The following is a 23,155-nucleotide window of genomic DNA, read 5'->3' on the forward strand; positions in this document are numbered from 1 at the left end:
CCGATGCACCGCACCCTGATGAACGCCAAGATCCACCGTGCCACGGTGACCCAGGCCGACCTGCACTACGTCGGTTCGCTGACCATCGACGCGGACCTGATGACCGCCGCGGACATCGTCGAAGGCGAGCGGGTCCAGGTCGTCGACATCACCAACGGCGCCCGGCTGGAGACCTACGCCATCACCGGCGAGGCGGGCTCCGGCGTGATCGGCGTCAACGGCGCGGCCGCGCACCTCGTGCACCCCGGCGACCTGGTCATCATCATCACCTACGCCCAGGTCCACGAGGCCGAGCGCGCCGCGCACCGGCCGCGGGTGGTGCACGTCGACGCGGGCAACCGGCAGGTCCACCTGGGACACGACCCGGCCGAGCCCGTCCCGGGCGCGGAAGCCCAGTTGTCCGGCCGGAATTGACGCAGGTGGGCGTGGACACAGGTCGGTCGCGGCGGTTGCTTTTGCCAGGCTTCCCTAAATAAGGTGTGCCTATCCTAAAAGCTGGTGAGAGGTTCACATGTCCGTGTTTCAAGGCACTGCCGGGCTCAGCCGGCGTGGATTCCTGATCGGCGCGGGCGGCGTCGCCGCCGCGGCGGCCCTGACCGCGTGCGGCAGCGGCGGCGGCGACGGCAAGCAGGCCGCCTCCGGTCCGTGGGAGTTCACCGACGACCGCGGCCAGAAGGCGGCGCGCGACCAGCGTCCGACGCGGGTGGTGGCCTACGCCAGCTCGGCCGCCGCGCTGTGGGACTACGGCGTCCGCCCGGTCGGCGTGTTCGGCCCGCAGAAGACCGCCGACGGCAAGAAGGAGATCCAGGCCGGCAACATCGACCTGAACTCCGTCACGTCGATCGGCAACGCCTGGGACGACTTCAGCATGGAGAAGTTCGCCGCGCTCAAGCCCGACCTGGTCGTCACCGGCCTGACCGGCACCAAGCCGACGGACCTGTGGGTGCTCAAGGACGACCTCGGCCCCAAGGTGCAGCAGATCGCCCCGATCGTCGCGATCTCCGAGTACAAGGTCACGCTGCCCAAGGTCATCGAGCGCTTCGAGCAGCTCGCCGTCGCCCTCGGCGGCGACGCGAACACCGACGCGATCAAGAAGGGCAAGGACGACTTCAAGAAGGCGTCCGACGACCTCAAGACCGCGATCCAGGGCAAGCCGGGCCTCAAGGTGCTCGTGGTGTCCAGCGACAAGGACAACCTGTACGTCTGCAAGCCGGAGTACTTCGCCGACCTCGCCTACTACCGCGAGCTCGGCCTGGACATCGTCGCCGGCGGCGGCTCGGACGACTACTTCGAGACGCTCAGCTGGGAGCAGGCGGGCAAGTACCCGGCCGACCTGATCCTCACCGACAGCCGCACGTACGCGCTGACGCGCCAGCAGATGGCGCAGTTCCCGACGTGGGCGCAGCTGCCCGCGGTGAAGGCGAACCAGCTCGCCGACTGGTCGACCGAACCCCGGTTCAACCCGGTGCTCGCGGCCCCGGTCCTGCAGCAGCTGACCGAGGTCGTCAAGGGCGCCCGCACGGACATCACCGCCTGAGGAGGCCTGGCATGACCAACCCGTTCGAAGACCCCGACGGCACGTACCTGGTGCTGGTCAACGCGGAGAACCAGCACAGCCTCTGGCCGGCGTCCGCCGACGTCCCGGCGGGCTGGACGGTGGCCTTCGGGCCGTCCGGCCGCCAGGCGTGCCTCGACCACGTGGAAGCGAACTGGACGGACATGCGGCCGAAGTCCCTGGCCGACGCCATGGACGACTGACCCTTCCGGGAAGACGAAGGCGCCGGGAGCCCCTGCGGCTCCCGGCGCTTTTGCTGTGTCGCGGCCAGGGCGCGCGATGCGAGGGACGAGTCTTCGTGAGTGGAGCCGGGCGCGACCGCTGGTCAGGACATCCGCCACCGCGGTGAACGCCTTCCCCACCGCCAGCCGGGTTGATCCGCTGATGTCACGCTCACGGACACCCGGTCCAGGGCCCCGCAAAGTCGGATCGGCACGGCGGTCCCGGGAATCATGGTCGGGTGTCCGGCCTGTCCGGCGACTTGCCGGGACCTTGGACGCCCGGTCCGTCAACGTGGCATTCACGGCCGTCAGGCGCGCTGGCCGGACCAGGCCGTCCAGAGCTTCGCGTACTGGCCGCCCGCCGCGACCAGTTCGTCGTGGCTGCCGGACTCCACGACGGCGCCCGCGTCCAGCACCACGATCCGGTCCGACGCCGCCGCCTGCGTGAGGCGGTGCGCCACCACCAGCGCCGTCCGGCCCTCCAGCGCCGCCGCGGCCGCGGACTCCAGGACCTTCGAACCCGCGCTGCCGGCTTCCGCCGTGGCCTCGTCGAGGATCGCGATCGGCGGGTCGGCCAGCACCAGCCGGACCAGGGCCAGCTGCTGCGCCTGCGTCACCGTCAGCTGGTGGCCGCCTTCGCCGACGACCGTCGCGAGACCGTCCGGAAGGGACGAAACCCAGGTCAGCGCGCCCACTTTGGCCAGTGCCTCCCGCAGTTCGGCGTCGGTCGCCGCCGGGCGCGCGAGCCGGAGGTCGTCGGCCAGCGGCCCGGCGAAGACGTGGACCTCCTGGCTGATCAGCGCGACCGTCCGCCGGGTGGCCTCGGGGCCCAGCTCGTCGAGCGGGACGCCGCCGAGGGTGATCGAACCCGTGCCGGGGCGGTGGATGCCGGCGATCAGCTTGGCCAGCGTCGTCTTCCCGGCGCCGCTCGCCCCGACCAGCGCCACCCGTTCGCCCGGGGCGACGGCGAGGTCGACGTCGCCGAGCACCGGGTGACCGTCCACATAGGAGTACCCGACGCCCGCCGTCTTCACCGACGCGTCGACCGGCCGGGCCGGCTGCGCGGGCGAGGCTTCGGCGGGCAGGTCGGCGACGCCGATCAGCCGCGCCAGGCTCGCCGCGGCCGCCTGCGCGTCGTCGACGAGCGCGAGCGCGGTCGTGATCGGGCCGAACAGGCTGTGGAAGTACAGCGCCGCCGCGGTCGCCACGCCGACCGTCACCGCGTCCGCGCCGACCAGCAGGAACCCCATCGCCAGCACGGCGGACAGCCCGAGGAACTCGGCGAGGTTGAGCCGCGCGTAAAACCGCGTCACCAGCCGGATTCCGCGCAGGGCCAGCTCGACGGCGCCGTCGGACCGCTGCCGCACCCGCTCCAGGTGCGCATCGGCGAGCCGGAACGCGCGGACGGTCTTCGCGCCGCCGATGGTGTCCAGGAGTTGCTGCTGCTGCGCGCCGACGGCCTCGCGCTGGCTGGCGTACAACGGCTTCGCGCGCGGCACGTACCAGCGCACGGTCCACAGCTGCACCGGCACGGCGACCAGCGCGGCCAGCAGGAACCGCCAGTCGAGCACGGCCAGCGCGCCCAGCGTCAGGACGACCGTCAGCACCGACCGGCCCAGCTCGGGCAGCGCCTGCCGGACGCCTTCCGCGACCACCGAGACGTCGTTGGTCACGCGGGCGGTCAGGTCGCCGGAACCGGCGCGCTCGAGCTGTTCCAGCGGCAGGCCGAGCGCGCGCTCGACGAAGCGTTCGCGCAGCTCGGCCAGGATCGTCTCGCCGAGGCGCGCCACCATCGACACCCCGATGGCGGTCGCGACCGCCTGGGCGAGCGCGACCAGCACCAGGCCGACGACCGGCGTGACGAGGTCGGCGCCCGGGTGGCGCGTCGCGACCAGGTCGACGACCCGGCCGAGCAGGGGAGCGGTGAGCAGGCCGATCGCGGTCGCCGCGACGAGCACCGCGGCCGCCGCGGCCGTGCGGCCCTTGGCGCGGCCGAGCAGTTCGCCGACGACGGCGCGGATCCGGCGGCCGTCGGCCACGGGGAGGAGTTCACGGGTCACGAGAGCACCGCCGCCCGGTAGTCGGCCCGGCCCGCCAGGTCGGCGTGGCTGCCTTCGCCCGTCACGCGCCCGTCGTCGAGCAGGACGACGCGGTCGGTCGCGGCGAGCAGCGCCGGGCTGGTGGTCACGAGGATGGTCGTGCGGCCTCGCCGCAGCTCCGCCAGTCCCGCGGCGATCCGCGCCTCGGTGACGGTGTCGACGGCGGTCGTCGGGTCGTGCAGCACCAGCACCGGCGCGTCCGCGGCGAGCGCGCGGGCGAGGGCGACCCGCTGGCGCTGCCCGCCGGACAGCGACCGCCCGCGTTCGGTGACGGCGGTCGCGACGCCGTCGGGCAGCGCGCCGGCCACCTCGTCGACGGCGGCCGCGGTCATCGCTTCGGCCGTCCTGGGCCCGGTTTCCACGTTTTCGGCGACGGTTCCGGCGAACAGGTCGGCGTCGTGCGCGGCCACCAGCACCACCTCCCTGACCCGGCTCGGGTCCACAGTGGACAGATCGACGGCGTCGACCGACACCGAGCCGCTCGCGGGGTCGGCGGCGCGGCCGAGGCAGTCGAGCAGGTCCGTCGCGGCGGCCGGGTCGGTGGCGACCACGCCGAGCAGCTCGCCGGGCCGGGCTTCGAACCCGACGTCCCGCAGCGCGCCGCGGGTCAGCGCGGAGAGCTTGACGTGCCCGGCGGCCGGGACCGGCAGCGTGGCGTCCCCGGCGCCGACCGCGGGCGGTGCGTTGAGGACGTCGGCGATGCGCGCGGCCGACGCCCGGCCCTGCGCGAGTTCGCCGTTGACCCACGAGAAGATCGAGAACGGCGTGATCAGGTACTGCGCGAGCCCGACCGCGGCGACCAGGTCGCCGACGCTGATTTCGCCCGCCGCGGCGAGGGTGCCGCCGACGAGCGCGACCAGCGCGATGAAGACGCCGGTCAGCGCGAGCAGCGCGCCGTTGTGCCAGGCCTGCGCGCGGGCCGCCCGGAGGGTCGCCTTGAGCGAGTCCTGGCTGGTCCGGCGGTAGCGGTCGACGGCGGCGCGCTCGGCGCCGACGCCCTTGAGCACGCGCAGCCCGGCGACGAGGTCGGTCGCGATGCCCGAGGCGAACGCGGAGCGCTCCTGCTCGGCCTCGCTGCGGCGCTCCAGCGGCTTGCCGATCAGGTGGGCCAAGTAGAGCATCGGCGGCGTGCCGAGCAGCACGAGCAGCCCGAGCGGCAGCGACATGGTGAGCAGCACGACGGCGCTGACCAGCAGCCCGGCCAGCCCGGCGACGGCGAACGGCAGGACGCCGTTGACCGTGCCGACCCGCTTCGCGTCCGAGGTCCCGATGCTCACCAGTTCGCCGGCCAGCGCACTGGAACCCGCGACGCCGCCGGGGTGCAGCACCCGGCGTCCGACGTCGAGCCGGAGTTCGTGGGCCGCGCGCTCCGCGGCGCGCTCGCCGAAGCGGGCGCCGAGGCGGTAGCTGGTCGACAGCGCGGCGAAGAGGACTCCGAGCACCGCGAGCCAGAGCAGGAGCGTGCTCACCGAACCGCCCGCGTCGGCCTGGTCGATGACCACGCCGATCACCACCGGCACCAGTGCTTCGCCGCCCTGGTGGCCCGCTGTCAGCAGGGCCGCGAGGGTCACCGATCGTCGTTGCCCGGCGATCGACCGGCGGAGGACTTCCCGTCCCGTCGTGCTCACCCGCGCCTCCCTGTCCGCGTCGTGGATAGGTAAGGCTAGTCTAAGTAAAGAAGTTACGGGAACACGGTCGGCTTCGTCTCATTCCGCGGCTCGGTGGCCGGTTCCCCGAACCGCGCGAGCGCGAGCGCGGCGGCCACGGCGAGCACGAAGCCGGCCACGGCGACGACCGCGAACCCCGGCCGCGTGCGGTCGCCGAGCGCGAAGACGCCGATCAGCGACGGGAAGACCGTCTCGCCGAGCACCATCATCGCGGTGGACGTGGTGACGCTCCCGCGTTGCAGCGCGGTGGCGTAGAACAGCATGGCCATCCCGCCCGCGACCGCGACCGTGTAGGTCGCCGGGTCGGTCAGCAGGGCGAGCGGCGCGAGGCTCGGGATGATCCGCCCGGAGATGGCGACGACCCCGAAGCTCAGCCCGGCGACGAGCCCGAGCGCCGGCGTCCGCACCCGGCGGTTCGCCTTCCCCGCCGCGATCCCGGCGCCGGCCAGCACGACGACCGCGCCGATCAGGACCAGCCGGAACCCGAGCCCGACGGGATCGGACCCCTCGCTTTCCGCGGCGGCGCCCAGCAGGGCGAGCCCGGCACAAACGACGGCGACGGCGGCCCATTCGCGCCGCCCGAGCCGCACCCCGAGGAACCGCGCGGCTACGGCGGTGACGGCGAGGCTGGCGGCGAGCGCGGCCTGCACGACGAACAGCGGAAGGACGTGCAGGGCGGCGATCTGCGCGACGAACCCCAGGATGTCCAGTGCGAGCCCCAGCACGAACTTCCACTGGCCGAGCACGCGCACGAGCAGTCTCGGATCGACGCCGCCGTCGCCTCCGGTGTCGGTCGCCCGCGCGGCGACCGCCTGCATCACCGAAGCCACGCCGTACGCGATCGCCGCGCCGAGGGCGCAAAGCAGTCCCCACCACATGGCGATCACTCTATTTTGTCGGACCCGTGGGGTACGTTGCGGTCATGTCGAACACGAGTTCGAAGACGCACCGCCGCTGGCCCGCGAGGCTCGCGGCCGACGAACTGCGCCTCCAGCTGGACTTCCTGCAGTTCCTCCGCGCGACGGCGGTCAACAAGCTGGCGGGCCTGCCTCGTGAGTTGGCGGCGGCGGCCCCGTTGCCCACTTCGCCGCGGCTGAGCGCGTTGGGGGTGGTGAAGCACCTGACGGCGGTGGAGCGCTGGTGGCTGTGCATCGAGGCAGGTGGGGCGGACCTGCCGTCGTTGTGGGCCGGGTCGCCGGACCCGAGCTGGGACGTGGCGGAGTCGGACACACCGGAGTCCGTGGTGGCGGCGTACCGGGCGGAGTGGGGCCGGGCGGAGAAGGCGTTGCGGCGGCTGGGCCCGGACGACCGGACGCGGCGGCGGTCGGAGTTCACGGTCCGCTGGGTGGTGGCCCACGTCGTGCAGGAGACGGCGCGGCACGTGGGGCACCTGGACTTGCTGCGGGAGCTGGCGGACGGGGAGGTGGGTGAGTGAGGGAGGGATGAGCGGACGACAGGGGCGGTGAGGGCCTGGCTGCGGTAGAGGAGGGCGGGATCGGCGAGCGCGCCCGCCGATGGGGGTGTGTCCGCCCCTCGGAGGCCGGCCAGTGCGCGGGCGGGCGGGGAGCACGTTCAGCGGAGGTCCCTCCCGGGCTTGGTCGCAGCCGGCGCGTGCGATAGCCGGCCCGCGTGCGGGACCGGTCGGTGACGAGCTCGGTCGCCGGTGTACCCGCGGCGGCTGACGTGGTGAACCCTGCCGCGGCCCCGAAATCCGCGTGACGCCGGCCCTATCCTGGGTGCGTGGCCGTCGTTGCGGAGTACCGCCGATTTACCGGCCCCCTGGCCCTTCGTGGGTGCCAGCGGGGTTCCGGTGCCACATCCGCCGTCAGCTCGACCTGACAGCGCGCGGCCGCGAGCAGCGGCCGCCGGAACGCACTGACCTCGCCGGGTGCCCGGGCCAGGGGGAGCCGTCCCGCCACCTCACCCGCTCACCACGGAGGTCCGTCATGCCCGAACCGCTCACCCCCGCCCAGCTCGTGCGCGCTCTCGCCGTCCGGGATCTCACCGATCCGCGGGCCGGCGCGCACGCCGTTCAGCTCGTCGTCAGCCAGGCCGTCGAGGCCCTCGCCGACCTCTGGCCGACCGCCGTCCGGTGGTGGCCCGGCGATCGCGTCGTCACCATCGCCGACAACTACGACAACCTCGGCTACGACCCCGCCGACGTCACCCGCGACGCCCGCTACACCCGGTACGTCGACCAGGACCACGTCCTCCGCAGCCACTCCAGCGCCATGATCCCCGCCGCGCTCCGGGCGCTGGCCGCGAATCCGGCCGATGACGTCCTGCTCGTCTGCCCCGGCGTCGTCTACCGGCGCGACAGCATCGACCGGCTGCACAGCGGCACCCCGCACCAGCTCGACCTGTGGCGGATCACCCGCGCCCGTGTCACCCGAGCCGACCTCGAGGACATGGTCGCCGCGCTCGTCCCGGAGCGGGAGTGGCGGCTCGAACCGCGCCGCCACCCGTACACAGTGGACGGTGCGCAGCTCGACGTCGAACACGACGGGCGCTGGGTCGAAGTCGCCGAGTGCGGGCTCGCGCACCCCGCCGTGCTCGCGCGGGCCGGGCTCGGGGCCGGGTGGTCCGGGCTCGCGCTCGGCATGGGTCTCGACCGGATGCTGATGCTGCGCAAGGGCATTCCCGACATCCGCCTCCTCCGCTCGGCCGAACCGGCCGTCGCCGCGCAGCTGACCGACCTCGCGCCCTACCGGCCGGTGTCCGCGCTGCCGTCCGTGCGCCGGGACCTGTCGATCGCCGTCGACGCCGGCGACCGGGCCGAAGACCTCGGCGACCGCGTCCGCGACGCGCTCGGTGACGACGCCGACGTCGTCGAGTCGGTCGAGATCCGGCAGGAGACGCCGTGCGCGCAACTGCCGCCGGCCGCGCTCGCCCGGCTCGGGGCCCACGCCGGGCAGAAGAACCTGCTCGTCCGCCTGGTGCTCCGCCCGCTCGGCGCCACCCTGTCCGACCACGAGGCCAACGTCCTCAGGGACCGCGCGTACGCCGCCCTCCACCAGGGGAGCGGCCACCAGTGGGCGTCAGGCCCGGAGGCCCCGGATGGCAAGGGCGGCGAAGCGCCGTGAAGCCGCGACGTGCGCCGCCGGTGACGTGGCCTGGATGCCGCCGTTCGCCATGAGGACCAGGATCACGTCGTCGAGTTCGACGTCGGGGCGCAGGTAGCCGGCCTCCCGGGCGCGGCGGGTCAGCTCGGCGATGGACTTCACCGCGCGTTCGCGGGCCGCGGCGAAGTCCATCGCGTGCGGGAACACCGCCGTGAAGGCCGCGGTGAAACCCCGGTCGCGGGCGTGCAGCTCGCACAGCTTCGTGAGCACCGAAGTGAAGCCGCGCGCCGGGTCGGGGTCGGCGAGCCCGTCGTCGACGATCGCGTAGCACACGTGCATCTGGTCGGCGAACGCTTCGGTGGCCAGCGCTTCCTTGGTCGGGAAGTGGCGGTACAGGGTCGCCGGGCCGACGTCGGCGCGCCGGGCGATCTCGCGCATCGGCACCGCCAGGCCCTCGGCCGCGAAGATCGCGCGGGCGGCCTCGAGGATGCGTTCGCGGTTGTCCCGGGCGTCGGAGCGCAGGACCTGAGACAAAGCTTCGGTCACTCCCTCACTTTAGCGAACCGGACGGGGGCGTCCGTTAACGTCCGGCGTCGATCATCGACCCCGGAACGACGGAGAAGAACAGTGAAAGCAGTCGCGGTGCAGGCGTTCGGCGAACCCGGCGGGATGGCGGTCGTCGACCTCCCGGTCCCGAGCCCGGCCGGTGGCCAGGTGCTGATCACCACCGAGGCGATCGGCGTCGGCGGCGTCGACGTCCTGATCCGCCGGGGCGCGCTCGCCGCCTACGGCTTCCGGGAAGGGCACGTCCTCGGCGGCGAGATCGCCGGCACGGTGGCCGCGGTCGGCGACGGCGTCGACCCGGCCTGGGCGGGGCGCCGCGTCTGGGCGTTCGCCGGCACCGGCGGCGGTTATGCCGAGCAGGCGGTCGCGTCCGCCGAGACGCTCGTCCCGCTGCCGCCGGAGGTGTCGCCCGTCGACGCCGTGACGCTCGGCAGCTCCGGCATGGTCGCGCACTTCGCCCTGCGCCACGTCCACTTCGTCCCGGGCGAGTCGGTGCTGGTGCGCGGCGCGGCCGGCGGCATCGGGATCATGGCGGTCCAGCTCGCGGCCCGCAGTGGCGCCGCCGCGATCGCCGTGACGACGTCGTCGCCCGAACGCGGCGACCGCCTGCGCGAGCTGGGCGCGACCCACGTGTTCGGCCGCGACGGCGAGGGCGCCGAGGGGTACGACGTCATCCTCGACATCGTCGCCGGTCCGGACCTGCCGTCGTTCTTCGCCAAGCTCAACCCCAACGGGCGCCTGGTGACCGTCGGCCTGATGGGCGGCGACCCGCCCGCCGACTTCGGGAAGGTGCTGTTCGCGGGGTTCCGGCGCTCGCTGTCCTTCGCGACCTTCAGCGCGGACACCGTGCCGATGGCCGACCGCGCCGCCGCCACCGCCGACCTCTTCGCCGGCGGCCTGCGGTCGGTCGTGCACGAGGTGCTGCCGCTGGAGGAAGCGGCGTCAGCGCACCGCCGGCTCGACGCCGGCGACGTCTTCGGCCGGTTCGTCCTCACCACGGGCAGCTTCAGCGAAGCACGCGATACCGCAGGTGCGTGACCGACGGCGTCGGGCGCGCGTCGAGCTGCTCGAGGCGCAGCGGCGGCACGCCGTCGAACAGCCGGACGCCGTCGCCGAGCGTGTACGGCGAGATGTGCAGCCGCACCTCGTCGATCAGGCCGGCGGCGAGGTACTGGTTGACGGTGCTCGCGCCACCGTGGATGGAGATGCCGCCGTCACCGGCCGCTTCCCGCGCGCGGTCCAGCGCGGCCTCGATGCCGTCGGTGACGAAGTGGAAGGTGGTGCCGCCGGTCATCGGCTGCGGGTCGCGCGGGTGGTGGGTGAGCACGAACACCGGGCCGTGGTACGGCGGTTCGTCGCCCCACCAGCCGGTCCACGGCCGGTCCCACGCGCCCCGCACCGGGCCGAACATGTTGCGCCCCATGATGAACGCCTTGGCGGTGAGCATCCGGTCGAACTCGGCCGGGTGCTCGTCGCGGCCCTCGCCGTACCAGGCGTGCAGCCGGTCGCCCCAGCCGTCGCCGCCGTCGTCGCCGAACGGCCGCTCCTCGCTCTGGCCGTGCCCGGCCGCGTAGCCGTCGACCGTGATCGTGAGGTCGCAGGTCACCAAACCCTGGGTCATCGTCGTGCCTCCCTCGTCGGATGGACACCAGGATGTCCCGGACGGCGCATGCCGTCCAATGCCAATTCCGGCGGTGAAGCATTGATATCGTCGATGAATGCTCAGCCTGGTCCAGCTCAAGGTCCTGGCCGCGGTGGCCCGCCACGGCTCGGTGACCGACGCGGCCCGCGAACTGCACTATTCGCAGCCGTCGGTGAGCCACCACCTGTCCCGCCTGGAGGCGGCGACGGGCGCCCAGCTGCTGCAGCGCGTCGGCCGCGGCATCCGCCTGACGCCGGAGGGCCGCCTGCTGGCCGACCGCGCCGCGGAGATCCTCGGCCGCGTCGACGCGGCGGCCACCGAGCTGGCCGCCCAGGTGGGCCTGCGAACCGGCCGCGTCCGGCTGGCGGCGAACGCGTCGGCGCTGAGCACGCTCGTCCCGAAAGCGGCCGCCACCCTGGCGCGGGACCACCCGGGCCTGGAACTGAGCCTCGTCGACGAGCACCCGGTGGCGGCCCTGGACCTGCTGCGCCGCGGCGACATCGACGTCGCGCTGGTCTTCCAGCACGCCGGTTCGCGGCTCGAGGAGGAGGGTTTCCGCTTCCGCCACCTCACCGACGACCCGATCCACCTGATCAGCCGCCACCCGGCCGACACCCTGGCGAACCACCGCGACTCCACCTGGATCGGCGGCTGCGAACGCTGCCGAGCCGAACTGGACGCCCTCTGCGCCGCGGCGGGCTTCACCCCGCGCGTCGGTTCCCTGAGCGACGACATGGTGGTGGTCCAGTCCCTGGTGGCGGCGGGCCTGGGCGTCGCGACGCTGCCCGGGCTCGCGCTGGAAGCCCACCGGCGGCCGGACATCCACGCGACCGAACTACCGGGCGTCCACCGCCGCATCCACGCCGCCACGTACGGCGACCCACCGGACCCACCGGCGGTGACGGCGGTCCTGACGGCACTCACCCAGGCGGCGACCGGCGGACCGTAGGGTGTCCGGCATGACTGATCGGCTCTACTTCCGGCAGCTGCTCGCCGGGCGCGACTTCGCCGTCGGCGACCCCGTTGCCACGCAGATGCTGAACTTCGCCTACCTCGTCGGCGATCGCGAAACCGGGGACGCGGTGGTCGTCGATCCCGCCTACGCCGTGCAGGATCTGCTGGACGTGCTCGAGAACGACGGCATGCGGCTGACCGGGGTGCTCGCCACGCACCACCACCCCGACCACGTCGGGGGCGAAATGCTCGGCTTCTCACTCCCCGGGATCGCCGAGCTGCTCGCGATCCGGCAGGTGCCGATCCACGTCAACGGGGCCGAGAGCGAGTGGGTCAAGCGGGTCACCGGGGTGTCCGGGACCGACCTGCGGGCGCACGACCACGACGACGTCCTCGAAGTCGGCTCGATCCCGATCCGGTTGCTGCACACGCCCGGGCACACGCCGGGCAGCCAGTGCTTCCTCGTCGAGGACAAGCTCGTCTCCGGGGACACGCTGTTCCTCGAAGGCTGTGGCCGCACCGATTTCCCGGGTGGGGACACCGAAGAGATCTACCGCAGCCTGCAGGCGCTCGCCGGGCTGGCCGGGGATCCCGTCGTCTACCCCGGGCACCGGTACTCCGCCGAGCCGTCGGCCGCGCTGTCCGAAGTGAAGCGCAGCAACTTCGTCTACCGGCCGCGGTCGCTGGACGAATGGAAGGTCATGTTCGGCGGCTGAGCCAAGTCGTTCCACGGGCTGAAACACCGGGCGTTCACGGAGTGGGCGCGGATTGACTTCGCTTCCCGAGGACCGGAAAGTCGGGACCACGCAACCCCGATGTCCCCGTCCCCGGGAGAAATCCGTGTCGATTTCCACCACGGGCGTGCTCCCGCGCGCCCGGCCGGCCGCCGAGCGGCCACCTCGCAAGTCGCGGCGCTTCGACCTGCGGCGCTGGATCAGCCCGGTGGTGCTCGTGGCCGCCTGGCAGCTCGCGAGCGCCACCGGCGTCCTGCCCCCCGACAAGCTCAGTTCACCGTGGACGGTCGTGCAGGCCGGCGTCGAAGTCGCGCGCAGCGGCGAACTCGGTGACGCCTTCGCCGTTTCGCTCGGCCGGGTGGGCGCCGGGTTCGCGCTCGGCGCGATCGCCGGCGTGCTGCTCGGCATCGTGTCCGGGCTGTCCCGCTGGGGCGAAGCGCTGGTCGACCCGCCCGTCCAGATGCTGCGCACGCTGCCCTTCCTCGGCCTGATCCCGCTGTTCATCCTGTGGTTCGGCATCGGCGAGGAAACCAAGATCGTGCTGGTCGCCCTCGGCGTGGCCTTCCCGCTCTACCTGAACGTCCACTCGGGAATCCGCGGCGCCGACCCGAACCTCGTCGAAGCCTCGCGCGCGCTGGGTTTCAGCCGCGCCGAACGGCTCTGGCACGTCATCGTCCCCGGCGCGCTGCCGCAGGCGCTCGTCGGGTTGCGCCAGTCGCTCGGCCTCGCCTGGCTCGCGCTGATCGTCGGCGAGACGGTCAACGCCGACGCCGGCGTCGGCTACCTCATCAACAACGCGCGCGAGTTCCTGCGCACCGACGTCGTGGTCGTCGGTCTCGTCCTGTACGCCCTGCTCGGCCTGGTCACCGACGCGCTGGTCCGGCTGCTCGAACGGAAGGTGCTGCGGTGGCGAACCCGGTAGCCGAGGTCCGCGACCTCACCAAACGGTTCGGGGACCGGACCGTCCTCAGTGGACTCGACCTGACCGTGGAACGCGGCGAGTTCGTCGCCCTGCTGGGCCGCAGCGGCTCCGGCAAGTCGACGCTCCTGCGCGTCCTCGCCGGACTCGACGGCGACGTCGAGGGCGGAGCGGATGTGACGGGGACCGTCTCGGTCGCGTTCCAGCAGCCGAGACTGCTGCCGTGGCGGAAGGTCTGGCGCAACGTCGTCCTCGGGCTGCGTCAGGACGGCGTCTCGAAATCCCGCAACCGGGCGCTGGCCGAGAAGGCCCTCGCCGAGGTCCAGCTGACCGAGCACGCCGACGACTGGCCGCTCACGCTCTCCGGCGGCGAGGCGCAGCGCGTGTCACTGGCCCGCGCGCTGGTGCGCGAACCCGACCTGCTGCTGCTCGACGAGCCGTTCGGCGCCCTCGACGCGCTCACCCGGATCGCGATGCACGGCCTGGTGCTGGACCTCTGGCGGCGCCACCGCCCGGGCGTGCTGCTGGTGACCCACGACGTCGACGAGGCCCTGCGCCTCGCGGACCGGGTCCTGGTGCTCGACGGTGGCCGGATCGTGGCCACCCACCGCCCGCGCGAGACCGATGACCACGACGACCTCCGCCGCCGTGTGCTGACAGACCTGGGAGTGACCGAAGATGCTGTGGCGTAGGGGAGTCGCGGTCGTCGCGGCCGCGTTCGCGCTGGCCGGGTGCGGCTCGGCGGCCGGTACCGACCAGGCGGCCGTGCCGGGTCCGGTGAGCGCGGCGGACCTGGCGAAGGTGACGCTCAAGGTCGGTGACCAGAAGGGCGGCGTCAAGTCGCTGCTCACCGCGGCCGGGCTGCTGGACGGGACGCCGTACAAGATCGAGTGGGCCACCTTCACCTCGGGCCCGCCGCTGCTGGAGGCCGCGTCGGCCGGCGCGATCGACACCGGCCGCGTCGGCAACACGCCGCCGATCTTCGCGGCCGCGGCGAAGGCGAAGATCAAGGTGATCAGCGTTTCGCGCAGCAACGTCGAGCGGGAAGCCGTCCTCGTCCCGCCGGACTCGGCGCTGCGCGGCGTCGCCGAGCTGAAGGGCAAGACGATCGGCGTCGCCAAGGGCACCTCGGCCCACGGCCAGCTGCTGAACACGCTGCACAACAACGGTCTGTCCACAAAGGACGTCAAGCTGAACTTCCTGCAGCCGGCCGAGGCCTACGCCGCGTTCACCCAGCACACGATCGACGCCTGGGCGATCTGGGACCCCTACACCGCGCAGGCGCAGATCGAGGCGCACGCCCGCGTGCTGGCCGACGGCCGCGGGGCCTCGAACGGCCTCGGGTTCCTGACCGCGGGCACGGCCGCGCTGTCCGACCCCGGCAAGAACTCGGCGCTGCGCGACTTCGCCGTCCGGGTGGTCAAGGCGCAGAAGTGGGCCGACACGCACCGGCGGGAGTGGGCGGCGGCCTGGGCCGAGGAGACCGGGCTGAAGCCCGAAGTGGCGCAGAAGGCCGTCGACGCCGGGCGGGACCTGCCCATCCCGCTGGACGACTCGGTGGTGGCTTCCGAACAACAGCTCGCGGACGCCTTCACCGAGGAGAAGACTCTGCCGGGCAAGGTGGACTTCGCCGCGTTCGCGGACCGGCGGTTCGCCCCTGACCTGGACCAGGCGAGGAGCAACGGATGAGCATCGGTCTGCACTGGTTCCTGCCCACCAGCGGCGACGGCCGCACGATCGTGGAACGCTTCCACGCCAACCGGTCCCAGGGCCCGTCGGCGCAGCGCCAACCGGATCTCGACTACCTCGCGCAGGTCGCCCGCGCCGCCGAGCGGCAGGGCTTCGAAGGGGTGCTGACCCCGACCGGTACGTGGTGCGAGGACGCGTGGCTCACGACGGCCGCGCTGATCCGCGAGACGACCCGGCTGAAGTTCCTGGTCGCGTTCCGCCCCGGCGTCATCTCGCCGACGCTCGCGGCCCAGATGGCGGGGACGTTCCAGCGCCTGTCGGAAGGGCGGGTGCTGCTCAACATCGTCACCGGCGGCGACGCCGTGGAGCAGCGGCGCTTCGGCGACTGGCACGACCACGACGCCCGGTACGCGCGCACCGACGAGTTCCTCACCATCGTGCGCGGGGTCTGGTCCGGGCAGCCGTTCACCTTCGAGGGCGAGCACCTGAAGGTCGAAGGCGCGACGACGCTGGCCGCACCGGACCCGGCGCCGCCGATCTACTTCGGGGGCTCCTCGCCGGCCGCGCTGCCGGTCGCGGCCCGGCACGCCGACGTCTACCTGACCTGGGGCGAGCCGCCCGCGCAGGTCGCGGAGAAGATCGGCAAGGTCCGCGCGCTGGCCGGCGACCGGGCGATCCGGTTCGGCGTCCGGCTGCACACGATCTCGCGCGACACCTCGGCCGAGGCCTGGGCGGAGGCGCAGAAGCTCCTGGACGCGCTGAGCCCGGAGCAGGTCGCCAAGGCGCAGGCGCAGCTGGCCGCGAGCGAGTCGGTCGGGCAGCAGCGGATGGTCGCGCTGCACGGCGGCCGCACCGACGGCGGGGTCCGCGGGCTGGAGATCCACCCGAACCTCTGGGCCGGCGTCGGCCTGGTCCGCGGCGGCGCCGGGACCGCGCTCGTCGGCAGCCACGCCGAGGTCGCGGACCTGATCGAGGAGTACCACAGCGCCGGCGTGAGCGAGTTCGTGCTGTCGGGCTACCCCCACCTCGAGGAGGCGTACTGGTTCGGCGACGGCGTCCGGCCCGAGCTGGCGCGGCGCGGGCTGCTGAAGGAGTACTAGCCCCACCGCGTCGAGGCGTAGACGACGATGTTGTCGCGGTACGAGCGTTTCGCCGCGTCGAAGCTGCCGCCGCAGGTGATGAGCCGCAGTGCGCTGCCCGGCGCGGGGCCGTACACCGCGTCGGTCGGGAACGCGTCCTTCGGGTAGCGCTGGACGGCGTCCACGACGAACCGGGTTTCCTGGCCGTCGGAGCGCGCGACGAACACCTGGTCGCCGCCGTGCAGGTCGCGCAGCCGGAAGAACGGTGCCGGGCCGGAGCGGGAGTCGACGTGCGCGGCGATCACCGCCGGGCCGGCGTCACCCGGGACCGGCCCGGCGGCGTACCAGCCGACGTCCTCGAAGCGCGCGGGTGCTTCGAGCTGGTGGTCGGCGCCGAGCCCGAGCGGCACGAGCGCGGGCGCGTCGACGCCGATGGCGGGGATCCGCAGCCGCACCGGGCGGACGTCGGCGGCCGCGGGCAGCGGCAGGGGCCCGGTCGCCGACGGCGACGCGGGTGTGGTCGCGACCGGGACGACGGGTGGTGGTGCGGCCGGGGCCGCCGCGCAGCCCGCGGCCAGCAGCGCCACGACGAGCAGCGCGCCGAGGTCAGCGCGCACGAGCCGCCCGGCGTCCCCAGAGCAGCGCGGCCAGCAACCCGGCCGCCGCCAGCGCCGGCCAGAGCGGGGTGCCGGACGACGGCGCGGTGCCGCCGCCCCCGGTCTCGACGCCGAGCTTCGGCGGTTCGGGCAGCGACGCACCGTCGGAGATGGGGTTCGCCTTCAGCGCCCCGGCGTTCTCGGTGACCAGCAGCGTCGTCGACGAGCCCGCCTTGACGTCGACGTCCGCGGCCGACTTCACCGCGCCGCCGGAGAGCTGCAGCGGCCAGCGCCCTTCCGGCACGTCCACATAGGACGAAGTCTGGCCGTAGGCCGCGTCCTTGGCGAGCGTGACGCCCTGCGGCCCGGCCACGGTGACCGGCGCGATCGCCGCCGACCCTTCGACGACCCGGACGCGGCCCTTGCCCGCGGCGGGCGCGCTGAGGTCGTCGTTCACCAGGTCGCCCTTGAGCGTGCCGTCCGGTCCGTTCGCGAACACCAGCAGCGAGTAGGCGCTGCGTTCGGCCACCTCGATGGTCGCCGACAGCGCGGGCGGGGTGCTCGACGCCGCGTCGGCGGGCCGCATCGAGAGCGTGTACTTGCCGGGGTCGAGCGAGGAGTACGGCGTCACGGCGCCGTAGCCCGCCTTGCGGATGACGACCTTCTCGGCCTGCCCGAAGGGGGCGAAGTAGATGTCCACCGGAGGCACCTTCGGGGAGAGGTGACCGACCCGGATCCAGCCGACGCCCGGGCCGGGGGCGGTCGCCGCCCCGGCCGTCACCGGCGTCAGCGCGACGAGCAGCAGGGCCGCGGCGATCAGCCCGCCGGGTCTGAGCGTTCTGGACGTGAGCGTGCGCATGAGTGGTCCTTTCGCCGTCAGGGGGAGGAGAACGGGACCAGCAGCCCCGGGGGTGCGAACAGCGGGTACGTGACGAGCACGCCGTCGGTGGTCTCGGCGACCGAGGACGGGCGGAACAGGTCGCGCTGGCCGGTGTAGAACGCCGCCACGGCGTCCTTGCCCGCCGTCAGGAGGACCCGGCGGCGCGGCTGGCCGGCGGGGTCTTCGCCGGGGACGGCGGGGAACGCCCCCACGCTGACCGGCCGGATCGCGGCGAGCGCGGCCAGCGTGGCGATCAGCCGCGGGTCGACGTGGCCCTCGCGCAGGACCGCGGTGGCGTCCGGGGGCAGGGTGATCCGGGTCGACGCGGCCAGTGCCTCGCCCGCGTGGGTGCGGGCGGACTCCTCCGACGGCGCGGCCGGGTCGGCGGCGGGCAGGCCGAGGCGGGAGACGGTGACCGCGCGGTCACCGTCACCGAACACCGCCGTCACGCCGGCTTCGGCCAGGGTGATGCCGAGGGCGGGGTAGCGGCCGCGGGGATCGGTCGTGCCGTCCGCGAAGACCGCCCACTCGACCGGCGGGCAGCCGGCCGCGCACGCGGCGGGCGGGACGAGCAGGCCGGTCGGCCAGCCCGCCTTGGCGAGCTCCGCCCAGGCGCCGTCGTCGACCAGCACCCGGGCGCCGGAAGCGTTGGCCCGCAACCACTGCTGGGCTTCGGCCAGTGGCCCGCCGCGGTCGGTCGTCGGCCGCAGGGCCGGGTAGCCGTAGACCCAGCCGGCCGCGACCACGGCGACCAGGACGAGCGACACCAGCGCCGTCCCGGGACCGCGGCCGGGGTTCCAGCGGTGGGCCGGGGCGCGTTGCCGCGACGCGGTTTGGACGACCGCGGCCAGCAGCAGCGGGGTCAGCGGCAGCAGCAGCGCGAGCACGCCGGTGTCCGGCACGCCGGGCACGAACAGGGTCGCGACGAGGAGCAGGCCGGACACCGCGAACGGCCGCAACGCGGTCACGGCCAGCGCGGCCACCAGCGCCACGGTCGAGAGCACCGCCCACGCCGGGTCGAGGGCGACCCAGTCGACGATGGCCGGACGGCCGCCGTCGGCGAGGTGCGGCCGGAGGACGGCGGCCGCCGGGCCGAACGCGATGCCCAGCCCGAGGTTGAGCAGCACCGCCACCAGCGCCGCGCGGACGGGCGCGCGCCGCACCAGCAGCCAGCCCGCCGCGGGGAGGAAGACCAGCGCGAGCGGCGAAGTGAGCACGGCCGCGAGCAGGCAGACCGCGGCCAGCGCGTCGTGCCGGATCCGGGCGCCGGGCTTGGTGATGAGCACCAGCGCGCCCAGCGCCCAGACCGCCGCGAGGTGCTCGACGACGACCAGCCGCTGCAGGCCGAGCGCGAGCGGGGACGCCGCGAGCAGCACCACCGCGGCCGCCGCCGCCCACCGCGTCAGGCCGAGCCGGCGCGCCAGGAACCACAGCAGCAGGGCGCCGAGCACCGCGGCGATGAGCACGGCTTCGCGGACCGCCGCGAGCGCCGTCGCCGAGCGCCCGAAGGCGTCGGTGACCATCGTGTAGGCCGAGAGCTGCCACCACCCGAACGGGCTCACCCCGGCGCCGCCCGCGTCGGTGAACGGTGTGAGGTGCCCCAGCGCGTACGCGTGCGCGATGTTCGCGCCCTCGGCGGGCAGGGCCGGTGCGGGCGCGGCGAGGTACAGCACCCGCAGGCCGCCGGCCAGCGCCAGCAGCGCGAGCACGATGTCGAGCGACAACAACCGGTGCGCGGCGGAGGAACCGGCGGCGGCCGGTCCGGGAAGCGTCGCGGGGGAGCGGCCCGGGTCCGTCGTCCCCCGGCTGTGCTGGGCCATTGGACGGATCGTAGCCGCTTCCGATCACCGGTCCAGCTCGGGACGATTACGTCAGCCGGACGGCCTAGACACGGAGAAAGCGTTGTCCCGCAAGATTATTTCCGACTGTCCCGAGTGGATCCGGAGAGTGTCCGGGTCAACGCGAGTGCGACCGTCCGGACGGCGGGCGCGACCCGTTCGGTCCGCATCCGGTTGGCCCACCCCGAAATCGAAACGGCGGCGACCGCGACCCCCTGCGCGTCCAGCAGCGGGCTGGCCGCGCACACGACGCCGACGCCGGATTCCTCGCGCTCCAGCGCGATGCCGTCCTCGTGGATCCGGGTGAGCTGACGCCGGAGCAGGCCGGGCGCGGTGATCGTCTTCGGGCTCATCCGGGGTAATCCGGCGTCGATCACCTGGTTCACCACGGATTCCGGAGAAAACGCGAGGATCGCCTTGCCGACCCCGGTCGCGTGCGCGGGGAACCGGCCGCCGATGCGCGAGGGCAGGGTCGGCGCGTCCGGGCCGCGCAGGACGTCGAGGTAGACGACTTCGGTGCCTTCGAGGATGGCGAGGTGGACGGTGTTGCGCGTCGCCTCGCGCAGGTCGGCGAGGTACGGGCGGGCCGCCTCGACCAGTCCCCGGCGGGGCGAGGCCAGTTGGCCGATTTCGAACAGCCGCAGCCCGAGCCGCACCGCGCCGTCCTCGCGCTCGAGGAGGCCGGTGCCGGTGAGGTGCCCGACGAGCCGGTGCACCGTCGTCTTCGCCAGCCCGGTCCGGCGGGCCAGTTCGGAGACGCCGAGGGTCTCGTCGCCGGGCCGGAAGGCTTCCAGGAGCGCGGCGAGCCGGGCCGCGACGAGGCCGTCGCCGCTCGCGCCGTCGTTCCGCCCAGCGGTACGCATGGGTTGAGTGTGCCCGATCAGCCGCGCGACTGTCACCAGGTCGGAGGTGAGGTCAGTGGTCGTCGGCGCCGAGCACGAGTTTCACGCAGTGGGCGACGAGCCGCTCGCGCGAGACCTTCAGCGAGCCGTCGAGGTAGGCGATGAAGACGTTGCTCAGCGCGCCGACCAGCCCGACGGCGACCATCTGGCGTTCGGTCTCGTCGCCGTGGGACAGCTGCTCCCCGACGAGCGCGGCGAAGACGGGCAGCAGGTGCAGGCCCCGGCGGGTCAGCGCGGGGTCGGTCAGCGGGGCGAGCAGCAGCACGCGGCCCTGGCGCGGGTCGTCGACGATCAGCTCGACGAACGCGCGCACGGCGTTCTCGGCCCGCAGGACCGGGCTCGGCGCGTCCCGCACCGCGGCCACGAGCGCCAGCCGCGCCTGCTCGCCGACGTGCTCGTACACCGCCGCGACCAGCTCTTCGCGGTCGGCGAAGCTCTCGTAGAAGTAGCGCTCGGTCAGCTTCGCGTGCCGGCACACCGCGCGGACGCTCGTCGCGGCCGATCCCTCGGTGCCCAGCAGCTCGAGACCGGCGGCCACGAGCTGCGCGCGCCGCTGCGCCTTCCGGTCGTCCAGCGTCGTGCCCGCCCAGGTGCGGCCCGGCATGATCACTCCTCGGTTGACTACGTGTGTTGTCAGATCTTAGCCTGACAACAGCCGTAGTCAGTTCGACTCGACGAGGAGTGCCGATGACACCGGAACGCTTTGAGGGGGCCCGGGTGGCGAAGCCCCCGGCCCGGGGCGGAGCCCCGGATGTCACGGAGCCACTGGGTCCCGACTCGCTGACGTGGAAGTACTTCGGCGACTGGCGCGGCCTGCTCATCGCCCTCTGGGCCGGGTCGATGCAGAACATGCACCCGGGCCTCGGCGCCGGCGTCGAGCAGCACTCGCGGTTCTTCGAGGAGCGCTGGCAGCGGCTGTTCCGGTCGCTCTACCCGATCGGCGGCGTCGTCTACGACGGCCCGCGCGCCCACGCCACCGCGCTGCAGGTCCGCGGCTACCACGACCGGATCAAGGGCGTCGACGCCCGGGGACGCCGCTACCACGCCCTCGACCCGGACACCTACTACTGGGCGCACTCGACGTTCTTCGTCAGCACCATCCTCATCGCCGACCACTTCATGGGCGGGATCGGCGAGGCCGAGAAGCGGCGGCTGTTCGACGAGCACGTCACGTGGTGGCGGATGTACGACATGACCCTGCGGCCGGTGCCGGAGAGCTGGGAGGACTTCCAGCGCTACTGGAAGCACATGTGCGCCGAGGTCCTGGAGGACAACAAGGCCACGCGGGACGTCCTCGACCTGCGCGGGATCGCGAAACCGCCGTTCCTGCCGTGGCTGCCGGACCCGCTCTGGCGGCCGCTGAGCGCACTGATCGCGCGCAACTTCGTGTGGCTGACCACCGGGCTGTACGACCGCGAGATCCGCGACCTGCTCGGCCTACGCTGGTCGGAGCGCGACGCGCGCCGGCACCGGCGGGCCGGGAAGCTGATCAACGCCGTGTTCAAGCTCGTCCCGCACGACCGCCGCTACCACCCGCGGGCCCGGGCCGGCTGGCGGCGCGTGCGCGGCGAGGTGGCTCCGGGCGCGCCGGTGGTCGAGACTCCACGGAGGAACCTGCCCCCGCTGTCCGAGCGGGGCAAGCCCGAGCACTACGCGCCGAACGTCTAGGAGGCATTCGTGAAGCTGGGATTCCACGTCGGGTACTGGGGCAGCGGCCCGACCCCGGGCGCGCTGGAGGCCGTGCTCAAGGCCGAGGAGCTCGGCTTCGACTCGGTGTGGACGGCGGAGGCGTACGGCTCGGACGCGTTCACGCCGCTGGCCTGGTACGGCGCCTCGACCAGCCGGATCCGCCTGGGCACGAACATCGTGCAGATGGCCGCGCGCACGCCGACGGCCACGGCGATGAGCGCGATGACCCTCGACCACTTGTCGGGTGGCCGGATGGTGCTCGGGCTCGGCGCGTCCGGCCCGCAGGTCGTCGAAGGCTGGTACGGCCAGCCGTACCCCAAGCCGCTCGCGCGGACCCGGGAGTACGTGGACATCGTCCGGCAGGTGATCGCCCGCGAGGCACCGGTGACCCTGGACGGCGCCCACTTCCAGCTGCCGCTGCGGGGCGGGACGGGCCTCGGCAAGGCGTTGAAGCCGACGGTGCACCCGCTGCGCAAGGAGATCCCGATCCACCTGGCCGCGGAGGGCCCGAAGAACGTCGCGCTGGCGGCGGAGATCGGCGACGGCTGGCTGCCGTTGTTCTTCTCGCCCAAGAGCGACGCCTTCTACCGCGCCGCCCTGGAAGAGGGCTTCGCGCGGCCGGGCGCGCGGCACACCCTGGAGACGTTCGAGGTGCCGTGCTCGATCCCGGTGATCGTGCACGACGACGTCGAGGAAGCGGCGTCGTGGATCAAGCCGTCGCTGGCGTTGTACATCGGGGGGATGGGCGCGAAGAGCGTGAACTTCCACCACGACGTCTTCGCGCGGCTGGGCTACGAGGACGTGGCGGACAAGGTGCAGGAGCTGTACCTGGCCGGCCGCAAGGACGAGGCGACGGCCGCGATCCCGACGTCGCTGGTGGAGGACACGGCGCTGATCGGCCCGCCGGCGAAGATCCGCGACGAGCTGCAGGCGTGGGAGGAGACGGTGGTGACGCAGCTGCTGCTGCGCGGGGACGCGGCGACCCTGGCGAAGATCGCCGGCGCGCTGGGCTGAACGCCATGGAGGGCACCGGCAAGTCTTGCGCGGTCTGCCCGGGGTCGCGGG

24 protein-coding genes are annotated in these 23,155 nt (G+C 73.5%); 14 read left to right on the top strand and 10 right to left on the bottom strand.

Features of this window, described 5'->3' with window-relative positions:
• Positions 1-3: 3 nt before the first annotated feature.
• The 3 genes from panD (at position 4) to AB0B33_RS14040 (ending at position 1,758) form a co-directional block, all read left to right on the top strand.
• Positions 4-414: an aspartate 1-decarboxylase gene (gene panD / locus AB0B33_RS14030; RefSeq protein WP_360770892.1), complete on the top strand. Its 411-nt coding sequence runs from the start codon at positions 4-6 to the stop codon at positions 412-414.
• 97 nt (positions 415-511) lie between these two features.
• Positions 512-1,537 carry an ABC transporter substrate-binding protein gene (locus tag AB0B33_RS14035; protein WP_360770895.1) on the top strand — a complete coding sequence of 342 codons (1,026 nt, stop codon included), beginning with the start codon at positions 512-514 and terminating at the stop codon, positions 1,535-1,537.
• An 11-nt stretch (positions 1,538-1,548) separates the two neighbouring features.
• Positions 1,549-1,758 (top strand): MbtH family protein, encoded by a 210-nt coding sequence (locus AB0B33_RS14040; RefSeq protein WP_247023125.1) that lies wholly within the window; start codon positions 1,549-1,551, stop codon positions 1,756-1,758.
• Positions 1,759-2,084: 326 nt separating this feature from the next.
• Here AB0B33_RS14040 and AB0B33_RS14045 read toward each other — a convergent pair whose 3' ends face one another.
• From AB0B33_RS14045 to AB0B33_RS14055, 3 genes are read right to left on the bottom strand one after another with little or no spacing between them, the layout of a single operon-like run.
• On the bottom strand, positions 2,085-3,836 hold the full coding sequence (locus AB0B33_RS14045) for an ABC transporter ATP-binding protein (RefSeq protein WP_360770898.1): 1,752 nt from the start codon (positions 3,834-3,836) through the stop codon (positions 2,085-2,087).
• Positions 3,833-5,503 (bottom strand): ABC transporter ATP-binding protein, encoded by a 1,671-nt coding sequence (locus AB0B33_RS14050; protein WP_360770901.1) that lies wholly within the window; start codon positions 5,501-5,503, stop codon positions 3,833-3,835. Before AB0B33_RS14050 ends, AB0B33_RS14045 begins: the two co-directional genes overlap by 4 nt.
• Before the next feature lie 53 nt (positions 5,504-5,556).
• Positions 5,557-6,420, bottom strand: a complete 864-nt coding sequence (locus AB0B33_RS14055; protein ID WP_247023128.1) for a hypothetical protein — start codon at positions 6,418-6,420, stop codon at positions 5,557-5,559.
• A gap of 44 nt (positions 6,421-6,464) precedes the next feature.
• Between AB0B33_RS14055 and AB0B33_RS14060 the strand changes: the two genes are divergently transcribed.
• Positions 6,465-6,977, top strand: a complete 513-nt coding sequence (locus tag AB0B33_RS14060) for a DinB family protein (protein WP_247023129.1) — start codon at positions 6,465-6,467, stop codon at positions 6,975-6,977.
• Positions 6,978-7,488: 511 nt separating this feature from the next.
• Positions 7,489-8,625 (top strand): hypothetical protein, encoded by a 1,137-nt coding sequence (locus AB0B33_RS14065; RefSeq protein WP_360770905.1) that lies wholly within the window; start codon positions 7,489-7,491, stop codon positions 8,623-8,625.
• Here AB0B33_RS14065 and AB0B33_RS14070 read toward each other — a convergent pair.
• Entirely contained in the window at positions 8,581-9,150 is a 570-nt protein-coding gene (locus AB0B33_RS14070) for a TetR/AcrR family transcriptional regulator (RefSeq protein ID WP_247023131.1), read from the bottom strand. The genes AB0B33_RS14065 and AB0B33_RS14070 overlap by 45 nt on opposite strands.
• 81 nt (positions 9,151-9,231) lie before the next feature.
• Here AB0B33_RS14070 and AB0B33_RS14075 point away from each other — a divergent pair, with 81 nt between their 5' ends.
• Complete coding sequence (locus tag AB0B33_RS14075) at positions 9,232-10,206, top strand: zinc-binding dehydrogenase (protein ID WP_360770908.1); 975 nt, start codon at positions 9,232-9,234, stop codon at positions 10,204-10,206.
• Here AB0B33_RS14075 and AB0B33_RS14080 read toward each other — a convergent pair.
• Positions 10,175-10,789, bottom strand: coding sequence for a dihydrofolate reductase family protein (locus tag AB0B33_RS14080; protein ID WP_360770911.1), 615 nt, complete (start codon positions 10,787-10,789; stop codon positions 10,175-10,177). The two genes, AB0B33_RS14075 and AB0B33_RS14080, sit on opposite strands and share 32 nt — an antisense overlap.
• A 97-nt stretch (positions 10,790-10,886) precedes the next feature.
• Here AB0B33_RS14080 and AB0B33_RS14085 point away from each other — a divergent pair, with 97 nt between their 5' ends.
• The 6 genes from AB0B33_RS14085 to AB0B33_RS14110 all read left to right on the top strand — a co-directional run bounded on the left by AB0B33_RS14085 (position 10,887) and on the right by AB0B33_RS14110 (position 16,206).
• Positions 10,887-11,759, top strand: coding sequence for a LysR family transcriptional regulator (locus AB0B33_RS14085; protein WP_360770914.1), 873 nt, complete (start codon positions 10,887-10,889; stop codon positions 11,757-11,759).
• A gap of 10 nt (positions 11,760-11,769) precedes the next feature.
• Positions 11,770-12,480: an MBL fold metallo-hydrolase gene (locus AB0B33_RS14090; protein WP_360770917.1), complete on the top strand. Its 711-nt coding sequence runs from the start codon at positions 11,770-11,772 to the stop codon at positions 12,478-12,480.
• A gap of 124 nt (positions 12,481-12,604) precedes the next feature.
• Positions 12,605-13,420, top strand: a complete 816-nt coding sequence (locus AB0B33_RS14095; protein ID WP_360770920.1) for an ABC transporter permease — start codon at positions 12,605-12,607, stop codon at positions 13,418-13,420.
• Entirely contained in the window at positions 13,405-14,109 is a 705-nt protein-coding gene (locus tag AB0B33_RS14100) for an ABC transporter ATP-binding protein (RefSeq protein WP_247023137.1), read from the top strand. Before AB0B33_RS14095 ends, AB0B33_RS14100 begins: the two co-directional genes overlap by 16 nt.
• Entirely contained in the window at positions 14,096-15,106 is a 1,011-nt protein-coding gene (locus AB0B33_RS14105; protein WP_360770924.1) for an ABC transporter substrate-binding protein, read from the top strand. The genes AB0B33_RS14100 and AB0B33_RS14105 overlap by 14 nt, the downstream gene beginning before the upstream one ends.
• On the top strand, positions 15,103-16,206 hold the full coding sequence (locus AB0B33_RS14110) for an LLM class flavin-dependent oxidoreductase (RefSeq protein WP_360770927.1): 1,104 nt from the start codon (positions 15,103-15,105) through the stop codon (positions 16,204-16,206). Before AB0B33_RS14105 ends, AB0B33_RS14110 begins: the two co-directional genes overlap by 4 nt.
• Here AB0B33_RS14110 and AB0B33_RS14115 read toward each other — a convergent pair.
• From AB0B33_RS14115 to AB0B33_RS14135, 5 genes are all read right to left on the bottom strand, one after another.
• Positions 16,203-16,802 carry a class F sortase gene (locus tag AB0B33_RS14115; RefSeq protein WP_360770930.1) on the bottom strand — a complete coding sequence of 200 codons (600 nt, stop codon included), beginning with the start codon at positions 16,800-16,802 and terminating at the stop codon, positions 16,203-16,205. The two genes, AB0B33_RS14110 and AB0B33_RS14115, sit on opposite strands and share 4 nt — an antisense overlap.
• Positions 16,792-17,640 carry a DUF4397 domain-containing protein gene (locus AB0B33_RS14120; RefSeq protein WP_247023141.1) on the bottom strand — a complete coding sequence of 283 codons (849 nt, stop codon included), beginning with the start codon at positions 17,638-17,640 and terminating at the stop codon, positions 16,792-16,794. Before AB0B33_RS14120 ends, AB0B33_RS14115 begins: the two co-directional genes overlap by 11 nt.
• 17 nt (positions 17,641-17,657) lie before the next feature.
• Positions 17,658-19,481 carry a glycosyl transferase gene (locus AB0B33_RS14125; RefSeq protein ID WP_360770934.1) on the bottom strand — a complete coding sequence of 608 codons (1,824 nt, stop codon included), beginning with the start codon at positions 19,479-19,481 and terminating at the stop codon, positions 17,658-17,660.
• Between the two features lie 95 nt (positions 19,482-19,576).
• On the bottom strand, positions 19,577-20,362 hold the full coding sequence (locus AB0B33_RS14130; protein WP_360770937.1) for an IclR family transcriptional regulator: 786 nt from the start codon (positions 20,360-20,362) through the stop codon (positions 19,577-19,579).
• A gap of 52 nt (positions 20,363-20,414) precedes the next feature.
• A complete protein-coding gene (locus AB0B33_RS14135) occupies positions 20,415-21,005 on the bottom strand; it encodes a TetR/AcrR family transcriptional regulator (RefSeq protein WP_247023144.1) in 591 nt (196 codons plus the stop codon).
• A gap of 113 nt (positions 21,006-21,118) precedes the next feature.
• Here AB0B33_RS14135 and AB0B33_RS14140 point away from each other — a divergent pair, with 113 nt between their 5' ends.
• Together AB0B33_RS14140 and AB0B33_RS14145 are read left to right on the top strand one after the other, a co-directional pair.
• On the top strand, positions 21,119-22,069 hold the full coding sequence (locus AB0B33_RS14140; RefSeq protein WP_247023145.1) for an oxygenase MpaB family protein: 951 nt from the start codon (positions 21,119-21,121) through the stop codon (positions 22,067-22,069).
• 9 nt (positions 22,070-22,078) lie between these two features.
• The gene (locus AB0B33_RS14145; protein ID WP_360770941.1) at positions 22,079-23,104 is read left to right on the top strand and encodes an LLM class F420-dependent oxidoreductase; all 1,026 of its coding nucleotides are present in this window, start codon (positions 22,079-22,081) and stop codon (positions 23,102-23,104) included.
• Positions 23,105-23,155 lie beyond the last annotated feature (51 nt).

Origin of the sequence: Amycolatopsis sp. NPDC049159, assembly GCF_040648295.1 — a bacterium.
Lineage (GTDB): Bacteria > Actinomycetota > Actinomycetes > Mycobacteriales > Pseudonocardiaceae > Amycolatopsis > Amycolatopsis pretoriensis_A.

What these genes read in the sequence shown, in the direction of transcription:
- AB0B33_RS14085 (WP_360770914.1), top strand. Translation starts at nt 10,887, where the DNA reads ATGCTCAGCCTGGTCCAGCTCAAGGTCCTGGCCGCGGTGGCCCGCCAC.
- AB0B33_RS14055 (WP_247023128.1), bottom strand. Translation starts at nt 6,420, where the DNA reads ATGTGGTGGGGACTGCTTTGCGCCCTCGGCGCGGCGATCGCGTACGGC.
- AB0B33_RS14125 (WP_360770934.1), bottom strand. Translation starts at nt 19,481, where the DNA reads ATGGCCCAGCACAGCCGGGGGACGACGGACCCGGGCCGCTCCCCCGCG.
- AB0B33_RS14065 (WP_360770905.1), top strand. Translation starts at nt 7,489, where the DNA reads ATGCCCGAACCGCTCACCCCCGCCCAGCTCGTGCGCGCTCTCGCCGTC.
- AB0B33_RS14060 (WP_247023129.1), top strand. Translation starts at nt 6,465, where the DNA reads ATGTCGAACACGAGTTCGAAGACGCACCGCCGCTGGCCCGCGAGGCTC.
- AB0B33_RS14035 (WP_360770895.1), top strand. Translation starts at nt 512, where the DNA reads ATGTCCGTGTTTCAAGGCACTGCCGGGCTCAGCCGGCGTGGATTCCTG.
- AB0B33_RS14105 (WP_360770924.1), top strand. Translation starts at nt 14,096, where the DNA reads ATGCTGTGGCGTAGGGGAGTCGCGGTCGTCGCGGCCGCGTTCGCGCTG.
- panD (WP_360770892.1), top strand. Translation starts at nt 4, where the DNA reads ATGCACCGCACCCTGATGAACGCCAAGATCCACCGTGCCACGGTGACC.
- AB0B33_RS14135 (WP_247023144.1), bottom strand. Translation starts at nt 21,005, where the DNA reads ATGCCGGGCCGCACCTGGGCGGGCACGACGCTGGACGACCGGAAGGCG.
- AB0B33_RS14120 (WP_247023141.1), bottom strand. Translation starts at nt 17,640, where the DNA reads ATGCGCACGCTCACGTCCAGAACGCTCAGACCCGGCGGGCTGATCGCC.
- AB0B33_RS14110 (WP_360770927.1), top strand. Translation starts at nt 15,103, where the DNA reads ATGAGCATCGGTCTGCACTGGTTCCTGCCCACCAGCGGCGACGGCCGC.
- AB0B33_RS14130 (WP_360770937.1), bottom strand. Translation starts at nt 20,362, where the DNA reads ATGCGTACCGCTGGGCGGAACGACGGCGCGAGCGGCGACGGCCTCGTC.
- AB0B33_RS14040 (WP_247023125.1), top strand. Translation starts at nt 1,549, where the DNA reads ATGACCAACCCGTTCGAAGACCCCGACGGCACGTACCTGGTGCTGGTC.
- AB0B33_RS14090 (WP_360770917.1), top strand. Translation starts at nt 11,770, where the DNA reads ATGACTGATCGGCTCTACTTCCGGCAGCTGCTCGCCGGGCGCGACTTC.
- AB0B33_RS14080 (WP_360770911.1), bottom strand. Translation starts at nt 10,789, where the DNA reads ATGACCCAGGGTTTGGTGACCTGCGACCTCACGATCACGGTCGACGGC.